20 protein-coding genes and 1 pseudogene are annotated in these 21,457 nt (G+C 60.9%); 8 read left to right on the forward strand and 13 right to left on the reverse strand.

What is annotated here, in order from left to right; translation table 11 throughout:
• Positions 1–56 precede the first annotated feature (56 nt).
• Both rep and AYR47_RS05970 read left to right on the forward strand, forming a co-directional pair.
• Positions 57–2,066: a DNA helicase Rep gene (gene rep, locus AYR47_RS05965; RefSeq protein WP_016975907.1), complete on the forward strand. Its 2,010-nt coding sequence runs from the start codon at positions 57–59 to the stop codon at positions 2,064–2,066.
• A gap of 58 nt (positions 2,067–2,124) precedes the next feature.
• Positions 2,125–2,697 (forward strand): xanthine phosphoribosyltransferase, encoded by a 573-nt coding sequence (locus AYR47_RS05970; RefSeq protein ID WP_025856334.1) that lies wholly within the window; start codon positions 2,125–2,127, stop codon positions 2,695–2,697.
• An 83-nt stretch (positions 2,698–2,780) separates the two neighbouring features.
• On the opposite strand, the gene AYR47_RS05975 is transcribed toward AYR47_RS05970, so the two are convergent.
• The 6 genes from AYR47_RS05975 to dadA all read right to left on the reverse strand — a co-directional run bounded on the left by AYR47_RS05975 (position 2,781) and on the right by dadA (position 8,875).
• Complete coding sequence (locus AYR47_RS05975; RefSeq protein WP_061434584.1) at positions 2,781–4,703, reverse strand: acetyl-CoA hydrolase/transferase C-terminal domain-containing protein; 1,923 nt, start codon at positions 4,701–4,703, stop codon at positions 2,781–2,783.
• Between the two features lie 133 nt (positions 4,704–4,836).
• Complete coding sequence (locus AYR47_RS05980) at positions 4,837–5,250, reverse strand: c-type cytochrome (RefSeq protein ID WP_061434586.1); 414 nt, start codon at positions 5,248–5,250, stop codon at positions 4,837–4,839.
• Positions 5,251–5,431: 181 nt separating this feature from the next.
• The gene (locus AYR47_RS05985; RefSeq protein WP_003176893.1) at positions 5,432–5,980 is read right to left on the reverse strand and encodes a cupin domain-containing protein; all 549 of its coding nucleotides are present in this window, start codon (positions 5,978–5,980) and stop codon (positions 5,432–5,434) included.
• A 116-nt stretch (positions 5,981–6,096) separates the two neighbouring features.
• On the reverse strand, positions 6,097–7,170 hold the full coding sequence (gene alr, locus AYR47_RS05990) for an alanine racemase (protein ID WP_033901957.1): 1,074 nt from the start codon (positions 7,168–7,170) through the stop codon (positions 6,097–6,099).
• 78 nt (positions 7,171–7,248) lie between these two features.
• Positions 7,249–7,602 carry a RidA family protein gene (locus AYR47_RS05995; protein WP_028618462.1) on the reverse strand — a complete coding sequence of 118 codons (354 nt, stop codon included), beginning with the start codon at positions 7,600–7,602 and terminating at the stop codon, positions 7,249–7,251.
• Positions 7,574–8,875 (reverse strand): D-amino acid dehydrogenase, encoded by a 1,302-nt coding sequence (gene dadA / locus AYR47_RS06000; RefSeq protein WP_016975912.1) that lies wholly within the window; start codon positions 8,873–8,875, stop codon positions 7,574–7,576. The genes AYR47_RS05995 and dadA overlap by 29 nt, the downstream gene beginning before the upstream one ends.
• A gap of 156 nt (positions 8,876–9,031) precedes the next feature.
• Between dadA and AYR47_RS06005 the strand changes: the two genes are divergently transcribed.
• Positions 9,032–9,520: an Lrp/AsnC ligand binding domain-containing protein gene (locus AYR47_RS06005; RefSeq protein WP_003176896.1), complete on the forward strand. Its 489-nt coding sequence runs from the start codon at positions 9,032–9,034 to the stop codon at positions 9,518–9,520.
• A gap of 7 nt (positions 9,521–9,527) precedes the next feature.
• Here the strand turns inward: AYR47_RS06005 and AYR47_RS06010 are convergent, their stop codons facing one another.
• Positions 9,528–9,881: a YkgJ family cysteine cluster protein gene (locus AYR47_RS06010; protein WP_061434587.1), complete on the reverse strand. Its 354-nt coding sequence runs from the start codon at positions 9,879–9,881 to the stop codon at positions 9,528–9,530.
• A 115-nt stretch (positions 9,882–9,996) separates the two neighbouring features.
• Here AYR47_RS06010 and AYR47_RS06015 point away from each other — a divergent pair, with 115 nt between their 5' ends.
• Positions 9,997–11,289: an NAD(P)/FAD-dependent oxidoreductase gene (locus AYR47_RS06015; protein ID WP_061434589.1), complete on the forward strand. Its 1,293-nt coding sequence runs from the start codon at positions 9,997–9,999 to the stop codon at positions 11,287–11,289.
• A gap of 1 nt (position 11,290) precedes the next feature.
• Here AYR47_RS06015 and AYR47_RS06020 read toward each other — a convergent pair whose 3' ends face one another.
• Complete coding sequence (locus AYR47_RS06020; RefSeq protein ID WP_016975915.1) at positions 11,291–11,515, reverse strand: DUF1127 domain-containing protein; 225 nt, start codon at positions 11,513–11,515, stop codon at positions 11,291–11,293.
• 167 nt (positions 11,516–11,682) lie between these two features.
• Between AYR47_RS06020 and AYR47_RS06025 the strand changes: the two genes are divergently transcribed.
• Together AYR47_RS06025 and AYR47_RS06030 are read left to right on the forward strand one after the other, a co-directional pair.
• Positions 11,683–13,107 (forward strand): aminotransferase-like domain-containing protein, encoded by a 1,425-nt coding sequence (locus AYR47_RS06025; RefSeq protein WP_061434591.1) that lies wholly within the window; start codon positions 11,683–11,685, stop codon positions 13,105–13,107.
• Positions 13,108–13,169: 62 nt separating this feature from the next.
• Positions 13,170–14,738 carry a phospholipase D family protein gene (locus tag AYR47_RS06030; RefSeq protein WP_033901954.1) on the forward strand — a complete coding sequence of 523 codons (1,569 nt, stop codon included), beginning with the start codon at positions 13,170–13,172 and terminating at the stop codon, positions 14,736–14,738.
• Here the strand turns inward: AYR47_RS06030 and AYR47_RS06035 are convergent.
• Both AYR47_RS06035 and AYR47_RS06040 read right to left on the reverse strand, forming a co-directional pair.
• Positions 14,735–15,878 (reverse strand): annotated as a pseudogene (locus tag AYR47_RS06035) (MFS transporter). The gene AYR47_RS06030 and the pseudogene AYR47_RS06035 sit on opposite strands and share 4 nt — an antisense overlap.
• Before the next feature lie 160 nt (positions 15,879–16,038).
• Positions 16,039–17,532, reverse strand: coding sequence for an aldehyde dehydrogenase (locus AYR47_RS06040; protein WP_061434593.1), 1,494 nt, complete (start codon positions 17,530–17,532; stop codon positions 16,039–16,041).
• A 229-nt stretch (positions 17,533–17,761) separates the two neighbouring features.
• Here AYR47_RS06040 and AYR47_RS06045 point away from each other — a divergent pair, with 229 nt between their 5' ends.
• On the forward strand, positions 17,762–18,124 hold the full coding sequence (locus tag AYR47_RS06045; protein WP_016975921.1) for a cupin domain-containing protein: 363 nt from the start codon (positions 17,762–17,764) through the stop codon (positions 18,122–18,124).
• 71 nt (positions 18,125–18,195) lie between these two features.
• Here the strand turns inward: AYR47_RS06045 and rpmG are convergent, their stop codons facing one another.
• Both rpmG and rpmB read right to left on the reverse strand, forming a co-directional pair.
• The gene (rpmG, locus tag AYR47_RS06050) at positions 18,196–18,351 is read right to left on the reverse strand and encodes a 50S ribosomal protein L33 (protein ID WP_003176906.1); all 156 of its coding nucleotides are present in this window, start codon (positions 18,349–18,351) and stop codon (positions 18,196–18,198) included.
• An 11-nt stretch (positions 18,352–18,362) separates the two neighbouring features.
• Positions 18,363–18,596, reverse strand: coding sequence for a 50S ribosomal protein L28 (gene rpmB / locus AYR47_RS06055; RefSeq protein WP_010207494.1), 234 nt, complete (start codon positions 18,594–18,596; stop codon positions 18,363–18,365).
• Positions 18,597–19,054: 458 nt separating this feature from the next.
• Here rpmB and AYR47_RS06060 point away from each other — a divergent pair, with 458 nt between their 5' ends.
• The gene (locus AYR47_RS06060; protein ID WP_061434595.1) at positions 19,055–20,647 is read left to right on the forward strand and encodes an ABC transporter substrate-binding protein; all 1,593 of its coding nucleotides are present in this window, start codon (positions 19,055–19,057) and stop codon (positions 20,645–20,647) included.
• Between the two features lie 71 nt (positions 20,648–20,718).
• Here AYR47_RS06060 and radC read toward each other — a convergent pair whose 3' ends face one another.
• Positions 20,719–21,393 (reverse strand): RadC family protein, encoded by a 675-nt coding sequence (radC, locus tag AYR47_RS06065; protein WP_061434597.1) that lies wholly within the window; start codon positions 21,391–21,393, stop codon positions 20,719–20,721.
• Between the last annotated feature and the right edge of the window lie 64 nt (positions 21,394–21,457).

A 21,457-nucleotide genomic window follows, 5' to 3' on the forward strand; every position in this document is an offset into this window, starting at 1 on the left:
TCCTGCGAGCCTGTTAAAATGCCCGCCCTTTTGAACAACGACTCCTGAAATTCTGTATGTCCCGACTCAATCCCCGGCAGCAAGAAGCCGTGAACTACGTCGGCGGCCCTCTATTGGTGCTCGCCGGTGCAGGCTCCGGCAAGACCAGCGTGATCACCCGCAAGATCGCGCACCTGATCCAGCAGTGCGGCATCCGCGCCCAGTACATCGTCGCCATGACGTTTACCAACAAGGCGGCGCGGGAAATGAAAGAGCGCGTCGGCACCCTGCTCAAGGGTGGCGAAGGCCGTGGTCTCACCGTGTGTACCTTCCACAACCTGGGGCTGAACATCATCCGCAAGGAGCATGTGCGGCTGGGCTACAAGCCGGGCTTCTCGATCTTTGACGAGACCGACGTGAAGTCGCTGATGACCGACATCATGCAAAAAGAGTACGCAGGCGACGACGGCGTGGACGAGATCAAGAACATGATCGGCGCCTGGAAAAACGACCTGATCCTGCCCGCCCAGGCCCTGGAAAACGCACGCAATCCCAAGGAACAGACCGCCGCCATCGTCTACACCCACTACCAACGCACGCTCAAGGCGTTCAACGCGGTGGACTTCGACGACTTGATTCTGCTGCCAGTAAAGCTGTTCGAGGAACACGCCGACATCCTCGAAAAATGGCAGAACAAGGTGCGCTACCTGCTGGTGGACGAATACCAGGACACCAACGCCAGCCAATACCTGCTGGTGAAAATGCTGATCGGCAAGCGCAATCAGTTCACCGTGGTCGGCGACGATGACCAGTCGATCTACGCTTGGCGCGGTGCCCGTCCGGAAAACCTGATGCTGCTCAAGGACGATTACCCGTCCCTGAAAGTGGTGATGCTGGAGCAGAACTACCGCTCCACCAGCCGCATCCTGCGTTGCGCCAACGTGTTGATCTCGAACAACCCCCACGAGTTTGAAAAACAGCTGTGGAGCGAGATGGGCCACGGCGACGAGATCCGCGTGATCCGCTGCCGCAACGAAGACGCCGAAGCCGAACGCGTGGCCGTCGAAATCCTCAGCCTGCACCTGCGGACCGACCGGCCCTACAGCGATTTCGCGATCCTATATCGCGGCAACTACCAGGCCAAGCTGATCGAGCTGAAATTGCAGCACCACCAGGTGCCGTATCGCCTGTCGGGTGGCAACAGCTTTTTCGGACGCCAGGAAGTGAAAGACCTGATGGCCTACTTCCGCCTGATCGTGAACCCGGACGACGACAACGCCTTCCTGCGCGTGATCAACGTGCCGCGCCGCGAAATCGGTTCCACCACCCTGGAAAAGCTCGGTAACTACGCCACCGAACGCAAGATCTCGATGTACGCCGCCACCGATGAAATCGGCCTGGGCGAACACCTGGACTCGCGCTTCACCGATCGCCTGTCACGCTTCAAGCGTTTCATGGACAAGGTGCGCGAGCAATGCGCTGGCGAAGACCCGATCAGCGCCCTGCGCAGCATGGTCATGGACATCGACTACGAGAACTGGCTGCGCACCAACAGTTCCAGCGACAAGGCGGCGGATTACCGCATGAGCAACGTCTGGTTCCTGATTGAAGCGCTGAAGAACACCCTGGAAAAAGACGAAGACGGCGAAATGACCGTCGAAGACGCCATCGGCAAGCTGGTGCTGCGCGACATGCTCGAGCGCCAGCAGGAAGAAGAAGACGGCGCCGAAGGCGTGCAGATGATGACCTTGCATGCGTCCAAGGGCCTGGAATTCCCCTACGTGTTCATCATGGGCATGGAAGAGGAAATCCTCCCGCACCGCTCCAGCATCGAAGCCGACACCATCGAAGAAGAACGCCGCTTGGCCTACGTGGGCATTACCCGCGCGCGTCAGACACTGGCCTTCACCTTTGCCGCCAAGCGCAAGCAATACGGCGAAATCATCGATTGTGCCCCCAGCCGGTTCCTGGATGAACTGCCGCCGGACGACCTGGCCTGGGAAGGCAATGACGACACCCCGACCGAGGTGAAGGCCGTTCGCGGCAACACCGCCTTGGCGGATATACGCGCGATGTTAAAGCGCTAGAATCGACTACTTTTTAATCTACTTTCGGCGCACACCGCGCCATTAGAGGAAGCTTTCCGTGGAAGCACTGCACAAGAAAATTCGCGAAGAAGGCATCGTGCTTTCCGATCAGGTACTCAAGGTCGACGCCTTTCTGAACCACCAGATCGACCCGGCACTGATGAAACTGATCGGCGACGAATTCGCCGCACTGTTCAAGGATTCGGGTATCACCAAGATCGTCACCATCGAAGCCTCCGGCATCGCTCCGGCGATCATGACCGGCCTGAACCTGGGCGTACCGGTGATCTTCGCGCGCAAGCAGCAATCCCTGACCCTGACGGAAAACCTGCTGTCGGCGACGGTGTATTCCTTCACCAAGAAGGTCGAAAGCACCGTGGCGATCTCCCCGCGCCACCTGACCAGCAGCGACCGCGTGCTGGTGATCGATGACTTCCTGGCCAACGGCAAGGCGTCCCAGGCGCTGATCTCGATTATCAAGCAGGCCGGCGCGACCGTTGCCGGCTTGGGGATCGTGATCGAGAAGTCGTTCCAGGGCGGCCGTGCGGAGCTGGATGCGCAGGGTTATCGCGTTGAATCGCTGGCGCGGGTCAAGTCGTTGGAAGGCGGCGTCGTGACCTTCATCGAATAATCACGCCCGACAGGATTTTTGTAGTGAGCGAGCTTGCCTCGCGCGGGGCAAGCCCGCTCACCACAAAAAACCGGCGCTGCTGGCTAATGTGCAGTCGCCTGCAGGCCCGCCAGCAACAGCCGCTGATACAAATCCTCCTTTAGCCCTTCCGGCTTATCCAACCGCATCCGCTCCAGATGCTTGGGAAACGCCTCCGGCTCCGGCGCATCCAATGCCGCCTTGCCCAGCTCCAGAATTTCCGTCAGCTTGAATTTGCTCTTGAGCCAGTTCAACGCACGCAACAAATCCCGCTCTTCATCTGTAAAGTCGCTGCCCAGCGGGTACTCCGGGAACAGCCGATGATGACGTGCCTGAATACCTTTGAGCCGCTCCGGCGTGTTGTCGGCAAAACGCGGATCCAAGCGGAAATCCTTCGGCAACTTGCCGGCCTTCTGCGCCTGTTCAATCAAATCGTCCTGGAAGCGTGAGTCGGTAACGTTGAGCAACGCCTCAATCACCTTGGCATCCGTCTGACCGCGCAAATCGGCAATCCCGTACTCAGTGATGACGATGTCCCGCAGGTGCCGGGGAATTGTGCAGTGGCCGTAATCCCAGACGATATTGGAACTGACCTCCCCCGCCGACTCACGCCAGCTGCGCAAAATCAGGATCGAACGCGCACCTTCCAGCGCATGCCCTTGGACAACGAAGTTGTACTGCCCGCCCACGCCGCTGAGCACGCGGCCATCCTCCAACTGATCGGCCACGCCCGCGCCGAGCAACGTCACCATGATCGCGCTATTGATAAACCGCGCATCCAGGCGTTGCAGGCGCTTGAGTTCTTCCTGGCCGTACAGCTCATTGATGTAGCTGATGCGGGTCATGTTGAATTCAAGCCGTTTGGCGTGGGTCATTTCCTGCAGGCGCTGGTAGAAGCTGCGCGGGCCGAGGAAAAAACCGCCGTGGATCGAGATGCCATCCGGCTGTGCGGCGTCATCCAGCAAGCCAGCGTTGGCCTGCTCCTGCGTCGCCACGTCGGGGTAGACCTTGCGGCGGATAATCCCCGCGTCCGCCAGCACCAGCAGTCCGTTGACGAACATTTCGCTGCACCCATAGAGGCCACGGGCGAACGGATCGACGCCGCCTTCATGGCTGATCAACGGCGCCCACTGGTAGACGTCCAGGTCCGTCAGCAACAGCCGGTAGGCCTCGTTATCCGCCTGGCGCGCCAACAGCGCGGCCGTCAGCGCATCGCCCATGGAGCCGATGCCGATCTGCAAGGTGCCGCCGTCGCGTACCAAGGTGCTGGCATGCAGGCCGATAAAGTGGTCCTGGAAACCCACCGGCATATTCGGTGTGGAGAACAGCGTGGTGCTGTCTTTTTCATCGATCAGGTAATCGAAGGCGTCCATGCCCAGCTCGGAATCCCCAGGCATATAGGGCAAATCGCTGTGAACCTGACCGACGATCAGCACGGTTTCACCAGCATCACGACGCTTGACGATCATCGGCAACAGGTCGAGGGTGATATCCGGGTTGCAGCTCAGGCTCAGGCGATCAGGGTGTTCGCTGCTGCTAGCAACCAGTTGCGCGACCAGGTTCAGGCCGGCAGCATTGATGTCGCGGGCCGCGTGGCTGTAGTTGCTGCTCACGTAGTCCTGCTGCGCCGACTCGCTGTGCAGCAAGCTGCCGGGCTGCATGAAGAACTGCTGCACGTGGATATTTTTCGGAAGGCCGTCTTTGTGCAGGTCGGCCAGGAAATCCAGCTCGGGATAATCGCCAAACACCCGCTCGATAAAGGGTTCCAGAAAGCGCTTTTGCAACCCATCACCGAAGGGCGGTCGCCCCAGGGCCAGCGCGGTGTAGATCGTCAGTGAGCGCTCGGGCAATTTGGCGACACGCCGGTACAGCGCGTTGACGAACAGATTCGGCTTGCCCAGGCCAAGCGGCATGCCCATGTGGATATGCGCCGGCAAGCGCGCCAATACGTCGTCAACTGCTTGCTCGATTGAACACAACTGCACCATCCGACCCTCCTGAACATTCCATGATTAGGGGTTGGACCGAGCTTGCCGGGTCTTTGCTGCAAATAACAGGGCTGAAACACAAATCGCGGGTACAAAAAAGCCGCTCGTAAGCGGCTTTTTGGCGAAGATCGGTTTATTTCAAGCCGGACATCTTCTCGATCGCACCTTTGAGGTCATCATCCGAGCAGTCGGAACAGGTGCCTTTGGGTGGCATGGCATTGATGCCGGTGATCGCCTTGGCCAGGATGCCATCCAGGCCGCCTTGATGATCGGCGCGTTCTTTCCAGGCGGGGGTGTCGCCAATTTTCGGCGCGCCCAACAGGCCGGTGCCGTGGCAAGCGTTGCAGTGCTTGGCGATGATCTCATCCGGCGTCTTCGCAGCGCCGCCGCCTGCGGCCACCGCCACTTCCATCCCCTTGCATTCCTGGCCCTGGACGCACACCTGGCCGACCGGCTCCAGGCGTTTGGCAATGTCATCATTGGTCGCAGCTTGAGCGCTGACAGCCCATAGGGCCAGTACGGTTGCTGGTGCAGCCAGCATTTTCATAATTAGGTTCACGCGTTCACCCTCAATGGTGGCTATTCACGCCTGCGGCCACGGTTTCGCAGGCGGCGAAAGTATAACGGTTAGCCCGCCTGGCCGAAACAACCCTATTAAATAAAGGGAGATTCGGCTTCACGGATACAGCTACGGGAGTCTCTGCAACGCTGGCAGGACGCCTCTTTTCTTAAAAGTTCGCGGGTGTGGCTGCGCTGATTAGTCGCGCCGGCACGTCGAACGGATTACGAAAACGATGAGGCTTGGTGCTTTCAAAGTAGTAGCTATCGCCGGCTTCAAGCACAAAAGTTTCAAGACCGACCACCAACTCCAGGCGACCTTCCACCAGAATCCCGGTTTCTTCGCCTTCGTGGGTGAGCATTTCTTCGCCCGTGTCGGCACCCGGTGGGTAGATTTCGTTGAGAAATGCAATCGCCCGGCTGGGGTGCGCCCGGCCTACCAGTTTCATGGTGACGGCGCCGTCAGAGATGTCGATCAGCTCATTGGCTTTATAGACGATCTGCGTCGGTATTTCCTGGAGGATCTCCTCGGAAAAGAACTCGACCATGGACATGGGGATGCCGCCCAGCACCTTGCGCAAGGAGCTGATCGAGGGGCTGACGCTGTTTTTTTCGATCATCGAAATGGTGCTGTTGGTGACACCCGCACGCTTGGCGAGCTCGCGCTGGGAAAGACCCTTCAGTTTACGGATGGATTGCAGTCGTTCGCCGACGTCCAATGCAGGAGCCTCCTAGGATTCAGGCTTTGTTGTAATTGAGCGTTATCATGGCGACAGCGTTCAGTATTTACAACACTTGGGCCTAAATCCCAGGCGGTTGCGTTCGTACCGGGCGATCAAGCGCCGGAATAGAGCCTTGGCACGCGGCGCAGGTTGCAGAACAGTTGGTAGGGAATGGTCTCGGCAGCGACCGCGACATCACTGGCAAGGATGTTTTTACCCCACAGTTCCACGGTGGAACCGAGCCCGGCCTGCGGTACGTCCGTCAGGTCGATGCACAGCATGTCCATCGACACACGACCCAGCAATTGGCTGCGCTGCCCCGCCACCAGCACCTGCGTGCCGGTCGGCGCGTGACGCGGGTAGCCATCGGCATAACCTATGGCAACAACGCCGATGCGCATTGGCTTGGGCGTAATGAACTTGGCGCCGTACCCCACCGGTTCACCGGCTGGCAGTTCACGCACGCAGATAACCTTGGACTCCAAGGTCATCACCGGCTGCAAACGCGCGGCCACGGCCTGGTCTTCGCCAAATGGCGTGGCGCCGTACAGCATGATGCCGGGGCGCACCCAGTCGCTGGACACATTCGGCCAGCCCATCACCGACGGCGAATTGCGCAAGCTGACCTCGGCCGACAAGCCCTGGCGCGCTGCTTCAAACACCGCCACCTGTTCATCGCTGCGCACGCAGTCAAGTTCATCGGCGCGGGCGAAGTGGCTCATCAAAACGATCTTGGCGACTTTGCCACTGGCCAGCAGGCGTTGGTAAGCCTCGTGATAGTCCTTGGGATGCAGGCCAACGCGGTGCATGCCGGAATCCAGCTTGAGCCAGATGGTCAGCGGTTTGCTCAGCTTGGCCTGCTCAATCGCATCCAACTGCCACAGCGAATGCACCACGCACCAGAAGTCATGCTCGATGATCAGCGGCAGCTCGTCGGCCTCGAAAAAACCTTCCAGCAGCACCACTGGCGCACGAATCCCGGCGGCACGCAGCTCCAGGGCTTCCTCGATACACGCCACGGCAAACCCATCGGCCTCGGCTTCCAGCGCCTGGGCCACGCGCACGGCGCCATGCCCGTAGGCATCGGCCTTGATCACGGCAAGGGCCTTGGCCCCCGTGACTTCACGGGCCAATCGGTAGTTGTGGCGCAGGGCTTGGAGATCGATCAGGGCACGGGCAGGACGCATGGCGGCAGGCTTCTAGGCGGCAGAGTGAAGAAAAACCGGCACCGACCGACAACGCCGGCACCGGGAGAGGGATCGTTACTAAGGCAGGGCCGCCACGACGGACAGCTCCACCAGGATTTCCGGTTCGCACAGTTTGGCTTCCACCGTGGCACGGGCTGGCGCGACACCTTTGGGCAGCCACTTGTCCCACACCGCGTTCATGCCGGCGAAGTCTGCGTCGATGTCCTTCAGGTAGATCGTCACCGACAGCAGCTTGCTCTTGTCAGTGCCCGCCAGGTCGAGCAAGCGCTCGATATTGGCCAGGGTTTCACGGGTCTGCTGTTCAATCCCGGCGTTCATGTCGTCGCCGACTTGCCCGGCCAGATACACGGTACCGCTGTGGACAACGATCTGGCTCATGCGCTCATTGGTGAGCTGGCGCTGGATTGACATGTTGTGCGGACTCCTGGTGGTTGCCATAACGGGAAATATCGAGGCCTTCGGCGCTGATCTGCGGGGTTTTCTTCGCCATCAGGTCGGCCAGCAAACGACCGGAGCCACAAGCCATGGTCCAACCGAGGGTGCCGTGGCCGGTATTCAGGAACAGGTTCTTGAACGGGGTGGCACCGACAATCGGCGTGCCGTCGGGGGTGGTCGGGCGCAGGCCGGTCCAGAAACTGGCTTCGGTCAAATCGCCGCCCTGAGGATAAAGGTCGTTGACGATCATCTCCAGGGTTTCGCGCCGACGCGGATTCAGCGACAGGTCAAAACCGGCTATTTCAGCCATGCCACCGACGCGGATGCGGTTGTCGAAACGGGTGATCGCGACCTTGTAGGTCTCGTCGAGGATGGTCGAAGTCGGCGCCATCGCCGGGTTGGTGATCGGCACGGTCAGCGAGTAGCCCTTGAGCGGGTACACCGGCGCCTTGATCCCCAGCGGCTTGAGCAATTTCGGCGAGTAACTGCCGAGCGCCAGTACGTAGCGGTCGGCGGTTTCCAGCTTGCCGTCGATCCACACGCCGTTGATGCGGTCACCGGCGTAGTCGAGGCGCTGGATGTCTTGTTCGAAGCGGAACTCCACACCGAGTTGCTTGCACATGTCGACCAGGCGGGTGGTGAACATCTGGCAGTCGCCGGTCTGGTCGTTCGGCAGCCGCAAGGCGCCCGCGAGGATATCGGTGACGCTGGCCAGGGCCGGCTCAACGCGGGCAATGCCGGCGCGGTCGAGCACTTCGAACGGCACGCCGGACTCTTTCAACACAGCGATGTCCTTGGCCGCGCCATCCAGCTGCGCCTGGGTGCGGAACAGTTGTGTCGTCCCCAGGCTACGTCCTTCGTAGGCAATGCCGGTTTCAGCGCGCAGTTCGTCGAGGCAGTCGCGGCTGTACTCGGACAGGCGCACCATGCGCTCCTTGTTCACCGCATAACGGTTGGCGGTGCAGTTGCGCAGCATCTGCGCCATCCACAGGTATTGGTCGATATCGGCGGTGGCCTTGATGGCCAGTGGTGCGTGGCGTTGCAGCAGCCACTTGATGGCCTTGAGTGGCACGCCCGGCGCGGCCCATGGCGACGCATAACCTGGGGACACTTGGCCGGCGTTGGCGAAACTGGTTTCCATGGCAGCGGCGGGCTGACGATCGACGACCACCACTTCAAAGCCGGCCCGCGCCAAATAGTAGGCACTGGTCACACCAATGACGCCGCTACCCAAGACCAGAACGCGCATTTTTATATCCTCATCGCGGGCATGGCCGCTGACGTGTGTTATTCGAGCAATGATGAGCGCAGTTTAAAAAACAATTGCCAGTGCATTTCACTATATAACTGCCTATATTTGGCGACAATTCTCGGCAAAAACCCTTTTCACAGAGGCGTATCCCCTATGCGTACCAACACCCAGACCAAGCGGGAGCTGGACAAGATCGACCGCAACATCCTGCGCATCCTGCAAACCGATGGGCGTATTTCGTTCACGGAGCTGGGGGAAAAAGTCGGGCTGTCGACCACGCCCTGTACCGAGCGTGTGCGTCGGCTGGAGCGCGAAGGGATCATCATGGGCTACAACGCGCGGCTCAACCCACAGCATTTGAAAGGCAGTTTGCTGGTATTTGTCGAGATCAGCCTCGATTACAAATCCGGCGACACCTTTGAGGAGTTTCGCCGCGCCGTGCTGAAACTGCCCCATGTGCTGGAGTGCCATTTGGTCTCAGGCGACTTCGATTACCTGGTAAAGGCACGGATTTCCGAGATGGCGTCGTACCGCAAACTGCTGGGCGATATCCTGCTCAAACTGCCCCACGTGCGGGAGTCCAAGAGCTATATCGTGATGGAAGAGGTGAAAGAGAGCCTGAACCTACCGATTCCGGACTGAATAGCGGCTAAACCAAGACCTGCCGGGTGCTCGCCATGTACTCATGGATCTGTTTCTCCACCCGCGGATGAAGCAGCTCCACCGGGCGCCGCCCATTCGGGCACGGCAAAGTCTTGGTGGTACCGAACAGCCGGCAGATCAGTGGTCGCTCGTCGTACACCGTGCAACCGTTGGGGCCCAGGTGCACACAGTTCAGTTCATCCATGGCCGCATCCTGCTCCGCGGCGGTCTTGCGCGGCAGGCGCGACATTTCCTCGGGCGAGGTGGTCACCGGCCCACAGCAGTCGTGGCAACCGGGGACGCACTCGAACGAAGGAATCTGCCGACGCAGCGCGCTGATTTTCTGACTGTTGCAACTCATCGAAACACATACCGAACGGCGAATAGGCGTGGATTCTGCCGCAAAACGCCCTGCGCAGACAGCGTCATCCGACCGCTGTATCCTGCGTCAAATTTTCCAAACAGGGAGGCAACCCATGACTGCCAGCGCCCGGCACACCACTTCCTATTACGCCGCCAGCAGCGTGCCGCAACCTGATTACCCGGTGCTGACGGGCGAAGTGACGGCCGATGTCTGCGTAGTGGGCGGCGGTTTTTCCGGGCTGAACACGGCGTTGGAGCTGGCGGAACGGGGTTTGCGCGTGGTGTTGCTGGAAGCACGCAAGATCGCCTGGGGCGCCAGTGGACGCAACGGCGGCCAGTTGATCCGTGGCGTCGGCCATGGCCTGGACCAGTTCGCCAATGTGATCGGCAGCGATGGCGTGCGCCAGATGAAGCTGATGGGCCTGGAAGCCGTGGAGATCGTGCGTGAGCGCGTCGAACGCTTCCAGATCCCCTGCGACCTGACCTGGGGTTACTGCGACCTCGCCAACAAGCCTCGCGACCTGCAAGGCCTGGCCGACGACGCGGAAGAGCTGCGCGGCCTGGGCTATCGTCACGAAGTGCGCTTGCTGCAGGCCGACGAGATGAGCAGCGTGATCGGTTCGGATCGCTACGTGGGCGGCATGATCGACATGGGCTCCGGCCACCTGCACCCGCTGAACCTGGCCCTCGGCGAAGCCGCTGCCGCGCAGCAGCTGGGCGTGAAGCTGTTCGAGCAGTCTGAAGTCACCCGCATCGACTACGGCCCCGAAGTCAACGTGCACACCGCCCAGGGCAACGTGCGCGCAAAGACCTTGGTGTTGGCCTGCAATGCCTACCTCAATGGCCTCAATCCACACCTGAGCGGCAAAGTATTGCCCGCCGGCAGCTACATCATCGCCACCGAACCGTTGAGCGAAGCCCAGGCCACCCAACTGCTGCCGCAAAACATGGCGGTGTGCGACCAGCGTGTCACCGTGGATTACTTCCGGCTGTCCGCCGACCGTCGCCTGCTGTTCGGCGGCGCCTGTCACTACTCCGGGCGCGATCCGAAGGACATCGGCGCCTACATGCGCCCGAAAATGCTCCAGGTCTTCCCGCAATTGGCCGACGTGAATATCGATTTTCAATGGGGCGGCATGATCGGCATCGGTGCCAATCGCTTGCCGCAGATTGGCCGCCTGGCCGATCAACCCAACGTGTATTACGCCCAGGCCTACGCCGGCCATGGCCTCAACGCCACCCATCTGGCGGGCAAGTTGCTGGCCGAAGCCATCAGTGGCGAGCAACAGGGGCGCTTCGACCTGTTCGCCCAGGTGCCACACATCACCTTCCCCGGCGGCAAGCACTTGCGCTCGCCGCTGTTGGCCCTGGGGATGCTCTGGCATCGCCTCAAAGAGCTGGTGTGATTCAGTCGCGCCAGAAGGGTTTCAGACCTTCCTGGCGCGCCTGTTCGGCGGTCAACCCGACATCGCGCAATTGTTCACGGGTCAGATGCAGCAACGCCTTACGCGTGTGACGACGGTGCCAGAACAGACCCCAGCGGCTGATATCGCGCGGCGCCGTCGCCCGCTCTTGCCCTGCCTGCAGTTCCTGACCGTGTAGCGCCAGCCGCACATCGCTCATGCCGTTCATTTTGCCGCCCCTCATTTGCCTTGTTGCCTTGAGTGACAAGCATGGGCGCCGGGCAAAAACCATTACAGATTCAACCCGTTTTTATTAAATCCATACAGATACTGCCTATGGGCGGCTGAATCCTGTATTTTCTGGCTATCTGTAATGGTTTCTCGGGAGCGAATGCCATGACCCTGTACATGAACCTCGCCGAATTACTGGGCACCCGCATCGAACAGGGCTTCTATCGCCCTGGAGACAGGCTGCCTTCTGTACGGGCTTTGAGCGTAGAACACGGGGTCAGCCTGAGTACCGTGCAACAAGCCTATCGCTTGCTGGAAGACAACGGCCTGGCAATGCCCAAGCCGAAATCCGGTTACTTCGTACCCGTCGGCCGCGATTTGCCGGCCCTGCCCGAAGTCGGGCGTCCGGCGCAACGGCCCGTAGAGATATCCCAGTGGGACCAGGTACTGGAGTTGATTCGCGCAGTACCGCGCAAAGATGTCATACAGATGGGGCGCGGCATGCCGGATGTATTGTCGCCAACCATGAAGCCGCTGCTGCGCAGCCTTGCCCGCGTTAGCCGACGCCAGGATCTGCCGGGGCTGTATTACGACAATATTCTCGGCTGTATGGAATTGCGCGAACAGATCGCGCGACTGTCACTGGATTCCGGCTGCCAACTGACGGCCGAGGACATCGTGATCACCACCGGTTGCCATGAGGCGCTGTCCGCGAGCATCCATGCGATCTGCGAGCCTGGCGACATCGTCGCGGTGGACTCGCCGAGCTTCCACGGCGCCATGCAGACCCTCAAGGGCCTGGGCATGAAGGCCCTGGAAATCCCCACCGACCCGATCACCGGCATCAGCCTGGAAGCCCTGGAATTGGCGCTGGAACAGTGGCCGATCAAGGTTATCCAGCTGACCCCCAACTGCAACAACCCACTGGGTTACATCATGCCCGAGGCGCGCAAAAAGGCGCTGCTGACCCTGGCCCAGCGTTTTGACGTGGCGATCATCGAGGACGATGTGTATGGCGAACTGGCCTACAGCTACCCACGCCCGCGCACCATCAAGTCCTTCGATGAGGATGGCCGTGTCTTGTTGTGCAGCTCATTCTCGAAAACCCTGGCGCCGGGTTTGCGCATCGGTTGGGTCGCGCCCGGTCGCTACCTGGAACGGGTGCTGCACATGAAGTACATCAGCACCGGCTGCACCGCGACACAACCGCAGATCGCCATTGCCGAATTCCTCAAAGGTGGCCACTTCGAACCGCATTTGCGGCGGATGCGCACCCAATACCAGCGCAATCGCGACTTGATGCTCGACTGGGTCAGCCGCTACTTCCCGGCAGGCACTCGCGCCAGCCGCCCTCAAGGCAGCTTCATGCTGTGGGTCGAACTGCCGGAGGGCTTCGATACGCTGAAACTCAACCGCATCCTGATTGAACAAGGCGTACAGGTGGCCGTCGGCAGCATCTTTTCGGCATCGGGCAAATACCGGAACTGCCTGCGCATGAACTACGGGGCCAAGCCCACGCCGCAGATTGAAGAAGCCGTGCGCAAGGTGGGTGCTGCCGCCATCAAGCTGCTGGCCGAGGCCGCCGACTGACCTTTCGTGGGAATTTGCCGTCATATGTCGACAACCGCCCTGATCTGGAAGCAACTCCCTTGATGATTCAACGGCTATTACCGTTTTTCCTGTTGGGAGCCCTGGCCCTGGGCGGCTGCGCGACGGTGAGCACGCCGCGCATCCCCAGCGACGCCCTGCCCGCCGCGCAATCGTCGTTCGGCCGCTCGATCCAGGCCCAGGCCGCGCCGTATCAAGGCCGCTCCGGCTTTCGCCTGCTGCCCAACAGCAGCGAGGCGTTCATGGCCCGCGCCGAGCTGATACGCAACGCCCAGACCAGCCTCGACCTGCAGTACTACATCGTGCACGACGGCATCAGCACGCGCATGCTGGTGGACGAACTGCTCAAGGCCGCCGACCGTGGCGTACGCGTGCGCATCCTGCTGGACGACACCACCAGCGACGGCCTCGACCAGATCATCGCCACCCTCGCCGCCCACCCCAAGATCGAGATCCGCCTGTTCAACCCCTTGCACCTGGGGCGCAGCACGGGGGTTACGCGGGCCATGGGCCGGCTGTTCAACCTGTCGCTGCAACATCGGCGCATGCACAACAAGCTGTGGCTGGCGGACAACAGCGTGGCCATCGTCGGTGGGCGCAACCTGGGGGATGAGTATTTCGACGCCGAGCCTAACCTGAACTTCACTGATATCGACATGCTCAGCGTGGGCCCGGTGGCCGAGCAGCTGGGCCACAGTTTCGACCAGTATTGGAACAGCGCCCTGAGCAAGCCGATTGATGACTTTGTCTCCAATACGCCCTCCAAAGGCGACCTGGCCGCCGCCCGCGTGCGCCTGGAAGCGTCCCTGGCCGAATCACGCCAGCAGAACCACGCGCTGTACAACCGCTTGCGCACCTATCAGACCCAACCGCGCATGGACACCTGGCGTCGCGAGCTGATCTGGGCCTGGAACCAGGCGCTGTGGGATGCGCCGAGCAAGGTGCTGGCCAAGGCCGACCCGGATCCTCGACTGTTGCTCACCACCCAACTGGCGCCGGAGTTGGAGGGCGTCAATCACGAGTTGATGATGATTTCGGCGTACTTCGTGCCAGGGCAACCGGGGCTGGTGTACTTGACCGGGCGCGCCGATGCAGGTGTGTCGGTGAGCCTGCTGACCAATTCCCTGGAAGCCACCGACGTACCTGCCGTGCACGGCGGTTATGCACCGTATCGCAAGGCCCTGCTGGAGCACGGCGTGAAGTTGTATGAGCTACGCCGCCAACCGGGCGATCCCAGCGGCGGCAGCGGCCCACATTTGTTTCGTCGCGGCACCTTCCGCGGTTCGGATTCAAGCCTGCACAGCAAGGCGATGATCTTTGATCGGGAGAAGTCGTTTATCGGCTCATTCAACTTCGACCCACGCTCGGTGCTATGGAACACCGAAGTCGGGGTGCTGGTCGATAGCCCAGAGCTGGCCGAACATGTGCGCAACCTGGCACTGCAAGGCATGGCGCCGCCCTTGAGCTATGAGGCGAAACTGCAGGATGGCCAAGTGGTGTGGGTGACCGAAGATAACGGCCAACTGCACACCCTGACCCGCGAACCGGGCAGTTGGTGGCGACGCTTCAATGCCTGGTTTGCTACCAGTGTCGGCTTGGAGCGCATGCTCTAGGCCGGCTGCGCCGCGCCAAATGCACCTTGGCGCAGCAACAACACCACCAACCCCAACGCACCCGCCGCCATCAGCAACGGCAATGCATGCCCGCTGATCCACTGACTGCCGGCGCCGGCCACCAGCGGACCGATCAGGCAACCGATCCCCCACAACTGCGCCACGTGGGCATTGGCGCGCACCAGCGCATCATCGCGGTAACGCTCGCCGATCAGGATCAACGACAGGGTGAACAAGCCCCCGGCACTGGCGCCGAACAACACCCAGATCGGCCAGATCAACACCGTGTGCATCAGCGGTGGAATCGCCAGGCTCGACACCAGCAACAACACCGCACAGCTCAGGAACAGCGTGCGTCGCGGCAGGTAGTCGGCCAGCGCGCCGATGGGCAACTGCAGTAGCGCATCGCCGACCACCACCGTGCTGACCATGGCCAGGGCGATCTCGGCGGTGAAGCCTTGTTGCAGGCAATACACCGGCAACAACGTCAGAATCATCGCCTCGAAGGCGGCGAATAAAGCCACCGCCCAGGCAATCGCCGGCAGGCTCAGGCAGAAGCGCCACAGGTCGGCGAAGGTCACGCTGAAGGACTCGGCGGTCGGCGCGCCGGATCGCCCCAGCAACAGGAATGGCGCCACCACTAACAGGCCTACGCCGACCCAGAAACCGTAATCATGGTCGGTGCCGATCAAGCCCAACAGCAACGGACCTGACAGTTGGCTCAAGGCATAACTGCAGCCATACAGCGCCACCAGCCGGCCCGCGCCACTGCTCCACCACCAATTGGTTGATCCAGCTTTCGCCGAGGATAAACACGATGGTCAGGATCACCCCGATCATCAGGCGCAGCACCAGCCAAACCGGGTAACTGGGCAGGATCGCCAGCAAGCCGATGGACACCGCGCCCGCCCACAGGCACAGGCGCATGAGGTTGGCGGTGCCCAGCCATGAGGCCATGCGACTGGAGACCTTCGCGCCGAGCAGTACGCCAAAGGCCGGCATCGCCGCCATCACACCGATGGCGAAACTGCCGTAACCCCAGCTTTCGAGGCGCAGGGACACCAGCGGCATGCTGACGCCCAAGGCCAAACCGACGCTGAGTACCGAGGCCAGGACGGCGAAATAAGTCGCCCAACGCATTTCCACGCTCCTGTGGATAATTTTCAGGGAGTGCAAAACGAACTGTAGGAGCGAGCTTGCTCGCGAAAAACGTTAACGATGACGCGCCTATCCTGGATAAACGCGGCGCCTTCTAGTTCTTCGCGAGCAAGCTCGCTCCTACAGGGATCAGCGGTGTGGCTTAGAGCTTGATCCAGGTCGCCTTCAGCTCGGTGTACTTGTCGAACGCATGCAGCGACTTGTCGCGACCGTTGCCCGACTGCTTGAAGCCACCGAACGGCGCGGTCATGTCGCCGCCGTCGTACTGGTTGACCCACACGCTACCGGCGCGCAGGGCTTTGGCCGTGAGGTGCGCCTTGGAGATATCGGCTGTCCACACGGCTGCGGCCAAGCCGTAGATGGTGTCGTTGGCAATGGCGACCGCTTCTTCGGCGCTGTCGAAGGTGATCACCGACAGGACCGGGCCAAAGATCTCTTCCTTGGCGATCTTCATGGCGTTGGTCACGCCGTCGAAAATCGTCGGCTCCACATAAGTGCCGCCGGTTTCTTCCAGCGTGCGCTTGCCACCGGCGACCAACTTGGCGCCATCGGCATGGCCAGCTTCGATGTAGGACAGCACGGTATTCATCTGCTGGGTGTCCACCAGTGCGCCGACGTTGGTGGCCGGATCCAGTGGATTGCCAGGCTTCCAGCCCTTGAGGGCTTCGATCACCAGCGGCAGGAATGTGTCCTTGATGGAACGCTCGACCAGCAGGCGCGAACCGGCGGTGCAGACTTCGCCCTGGTTGAAGGCGATGGCACCTGCGGCGGATTCGGCGGCGGCTTGCAGGTCGGGCGCATCGGCAAACACGATGTTCGGGCTCTTGCCGCCCGCTTCCAGCCACACGCGCTTCATGTTCGATTCGCCGGAGCGGATCAACAGCTGCTTGGCGATTTTGGTCGAACCGGTGAACACCAGGGTGTCGACGTCCATATGCAGCGCCAGCGCGTTGCCGACGGTGTGACCGTAGCCGGGCAGCACGTTGAACACGCCTTTTGGAATACCGGCTTCAACGGCCAGGGCCGCAACGCGGATGGCGGTCAGCGGGGATTTTTCGGACGGTTTGAGGATCACCGAGTTACCGGTGGACAGCGCCGGGCCGAGCTTCCAGCAAGCCATCATCAGAGGGAAGTTCCACGGCACGATCGCGCCAACCACACCAACCGGCTCACGGGTCACCAGGCCCAGCTGGTCGTGCGGGGTGGCGGCGACTTCGTCGTAGATCTTGTCGATGGCCTCGCCGCTCCAGCTCAGGGCATTGGCTGCGCCGGGTACGTCGATGTTCAGGGAGTCGCTGATCGGCTTGCCCATGTCCAGGGTTTCGAGCAGTGCCAGCTCTTCGGCATTGGCCTTGAGCAAGGCTGCGAAACGCAGCATGGCGGACTTACGCTTGGCGGGTGCCAGGCGCGACCACACACCGGAATTGAAGGTGGCGCGGGCGTTTTCGACGGCGCGCTGGGCGTCGGCGGCGTCACAGCTGGCAACGGTAGCCAGCAGGCGGCCGTCGACCGGGCTGATGCATTCGAAGGTGTCACCGGAAACGGCGGCGGTGTATTCGCCATTGATGTAGGCGCGGCCTTCGATCTTCAGATCCTTGGCGCGTTGTTCCCAGTCGGCACGGGTCAGGGTGGTCATGCGAGTGTCCTCCTCTTATTGAATACAAGGGCCAGGGGATGTCCCACGGCAGCCTCAAAGAATTCTTGCCCGCCAGCCAATGGTTCGGCGCAAGGCAGCTGCCACCCTAAACCAGCGGCCGGGGATGTTTCAATATATTTGACATAACGCCGGTAAACGCCCTTGCGATGTTCATTTTAATAAACATAGACTTTGGGCTCTCCAACCGCAGGCCAGACGGGACACGCACATGAGCATCCAGGACATCGTCGACTTCAGCCAAGCCAAGACCGCCGCCGAGCGCTACCGCCCCGCCGCCGAAAAAATCCTCAAGGGTGATCCCGAGCAGACGATCTACAACCACTACAACAGCCCCTGCGGCCAGATGAGCGCGGGCGTGTGGGAAGGTGAAGTCGGGCAGTGGAAGGTCAACTACACCGAGCATGAGTACTGCGAAATTGTGCAGGGTGTTTCAGTACTGCGTGATGCCGATGGCAACGCCAAGACCTTGCGCGCCGGTGACCGTTTCGTGATCCCCGCCGGGTTCAGCGGCACCTGGGAAGTGCTGGAACCCTGCCGCAAGATCTACGTAGTGTTTGAACAGAAAGCCTGACCGGCAAATCGCAGGCAAAAAAAAGCCCGGATCGTGAGATACGGGCTTTTTTTCACAAGGAGGAAAATCAATTACTTGATTTTGCCTTCTTTGTAGATCACGTGCTTGCGAACGCGCGGGTCGAACATTTTCTTTTCGAGCTTGTCCGGGGTAGTACGCTTGTTCTTGTCGGTAGTGTAGAAGTGACCAGTACCGGCGCTAGAGATCATTCGAATCAATTCACGCATGATATAGCTCCTTAGATTGTGCCAGCGCGGCGCAATTCAGCCAGCACGACAGTGATGCCACGCTTGTCGATGATGCGCATGCCTTTAGCAGATACGCGCAGACGGACGAAACGTTTCTCTTCTTCAACCCAGAAGCGGTGATGCTGCAGGTTCGGCAGGAAACGACGACGGGTTTTGTTATTTGCGTGGGAAATGTTATTCCCAGTCACCGGACCCTTACCGGTAACTTGACAGACTCTCGACATGCCTCAGCCCTCTAAAACCACATGCCCAACCCGGCATGGGTTGGCCGCTTAATCTCTCAGTCATTTGGCGCCAGGCGCCGCGTTTCTTTAGGGTCTTACCGGCTACACCTACAAGCGAAGGAACCGGGCCCCTAGAAAAGAGCGCTGCTTTATACCAGAAAGACCCAGGTGCAACAACAGCCAGAGTGTTTTTACTGGCGTAAATCTCGGCGACAGACGCCTGAACCGTTGCCAGGAGGGGCCGCTGTCACAGCCGACCGCTCGTCGCACAGAATGATTTACAGCGCCCGCGCGCACGATGAAGTGCTCGGCAAAACGCGCTGAGGTGCCATCAAAACAGCATTTGGCGCAAAAGCACAGGCAAAAATGGGCTAGTCATTTACCAATCAGACCACTACGGTAGGACTTTTCCAGACTGCACTCGCAGATGGGCCTTCGATCTGCAAAGGAAACCGAACATGCGCCTCGCTGCCCTACCGCTATTGCTCGCCCCTCTTTTTATCGCGCCGCTGGCCTCTGCCGCCAGCAACCTGAGCGTCTGCACCGAGGCCAGCCCCGAAGGTTTCGATGTGGTGCAATACAACTCGCTGACCACCACCAACGCCTCGGCCGATGTGCTGATGAACCGCCTGGTGGACTACGACGCGGCCAGCGGCAAACTGGTGCCCAGCCTGGCGGACAGCTGGGAAGTCTCGCCGGATGGCCTGACCTATACCTTCAAGCTGCACCCGGATGTGAAATTCCACCGTACCGAATACTTCACCCCCAGCCGTACCCTGACCGCCGAAGACGTGCGCTTCAGCTTCGAGCGCATGCTCGACCCGGCCAACCCCTGGCACAAGATCGCCCAGAGTGGCTTCCCCCATGCGCAATCGTTGCAACTGCCGACGCTGGTCAAGAAAATCGACGCTCTTGACCCGCTGACCGCGCGCTTCACCCTGGACCACGCCGACTCTACCTTCCTCGCGGCCCTGAACATGGGTTTTGCCTCGATCTACCCGGCGGAATACGCCGACAAACTGCTCAAGGCCGGCACGCCGGAGAAGCTCAACAGCCAGCCGATCGGTACCGGGCCGTTCATCTTCAGTCGTTTTCAGAAAGATGCAGTGGTGCGCTACAAGGCCAACCCGGACTACTTCGCCGGCAAACCGGCTGTGGATAACTTGATCTTCGCCATCACCCCGGACGCCAACGTGCGCCTGCAAAAACTGCATCGCGACGAGTGCCAGATTGCCCTGTCTCCCAAGCCGTTGGATGTGGGTGAAGCCGAAAAGGACCCAGCGCTCAAGGTGGAGAAAACCGCCGCCTTCATGACCGCCTTCGTGGCCATCAACAGCCAGCACCCGCCTCTGGACAAGCCCGAAGTGCGCCAGGCAATCAACCTGGCGTTCGACAAGGGCAGCTACCTCAAGGCCGTATTTGAAGGCACCGCCGAAGCCGCCAACGGCCCCTACCCGCCTAACACCTGGAGCTACGCCAAGGACCTGCCGGGTTATCCACAGGACCTCGCCAAGGCCAAGGCACTGCTGGATCGCGCCGGGCTCAAGGACGGTTTCAAGACCACGATCTGGACCCGCCCCACCGGCAGCCTGCTGAACCCCAACCCGAACCTCGGCGCACAGCTGTTACAGGCTGACCTGGCCAAGGTCGGCATCCAGGCCGAGATCCGCGTGATCGAATGGGGCGAGCTGATCCGCCGCGCCAAGGCCGGCGAACACGACCTGCTGTTCATGGGCTGGGCCGGCGACAACGGCGACCCGGATAACTTCCTGACCCCGCAGTTCTCCTGCGCGGCGGTGAAGCCCGGCACCAACTTCGCCCGCTACTGCGACCCCGCGCTGGACAAGCTGATCAGCGCTGGCAAGACCACCAGCGAGCAAGGCGTACGCAGCAAGCTCTACCAGCAGGCCCAGGCGCAGATCCAGCAACAGGCACTGTGGTTGCCGCTCGCGCACCCGACCGCGTTTGCCCTGGCCCGCAAGAATGTCGAGGGCTACCAGGTGAGCCCGTTCGGGCGCCAGGATTTTTCGAACGTTAGCGTCAAGCCCTAAGCTGCAAGCTGCAAGCCCTAAGCTGCAAGCCCACTTGAGGCTTGCAGCTTCAACCTTGCAGCTGCTCCCCCCTACATCCACCCATACTCCGCCATCGACAGTGGATCGCCATCCCCCACGATGATGTGATCCAACACCCGCACATCCACCACCTCCAAGGCTTTTTGCAGCAGCTTGGTCAATTTTCGATCAGCCGCACTCGGCTCAAGGCTGCCGGAAGGATGGTTGTGACACAGGATCAACGCCGCTGCGTTGTACGCCAGGGCACGCTTGACCACTTGCCGGGGATAGACCACCGCCGTATCGATGGTGCCCTGGGACAACGCCTCGAAACCCAGCACCCGGTGTTTTGAGTCGAGAAACAGGCAGCCGAAGGTCTCATGCGGCTCATGGCGCAACAGTGCCTTGAGGTAATCCCGCACGGCCACCGGGCTTTCCAGCACCGAATCCTGGCGCAGGCGCTCGGCCATGTGGCGCCGGGCCATTTCCAGCACCGCCTGCAACTGGGCGAACTTTGCCGGCCCCAGCCCCAATTGCTGGCTGAACAGCGCCTGACTGGCCTCCAGCAACGGGCGCAAGCCGCCAAATTGCGCCAACAGATGGCGCGCCAGGTCCACCGCGCTACGACCGGAAACCCCGGTACGCAGGAAGATCGCCAGCAACTCGGCATCCGACAGACTCGCTGCGCCCCATTCCAAAAGCTTTTCCCGGGGCCGCTCTGCCACCGGCCAATCGCGAATACTCATCCCACCTCCCTCTCCATATGCACCATGGCATGTGCGTCGCTGTTGCCTGACGGACGCTGTGTTA

This window comes from Pseudomonas azotoformans, assembly GCF_001579805.1.
Lineage (GTDB): Bacteria > Pseudomonadota > Gammaproteobacteria > Pseudomonadales > Pseudomonadaceae > Aquipseudomonas > Aquipseudomonas azotoformans_A.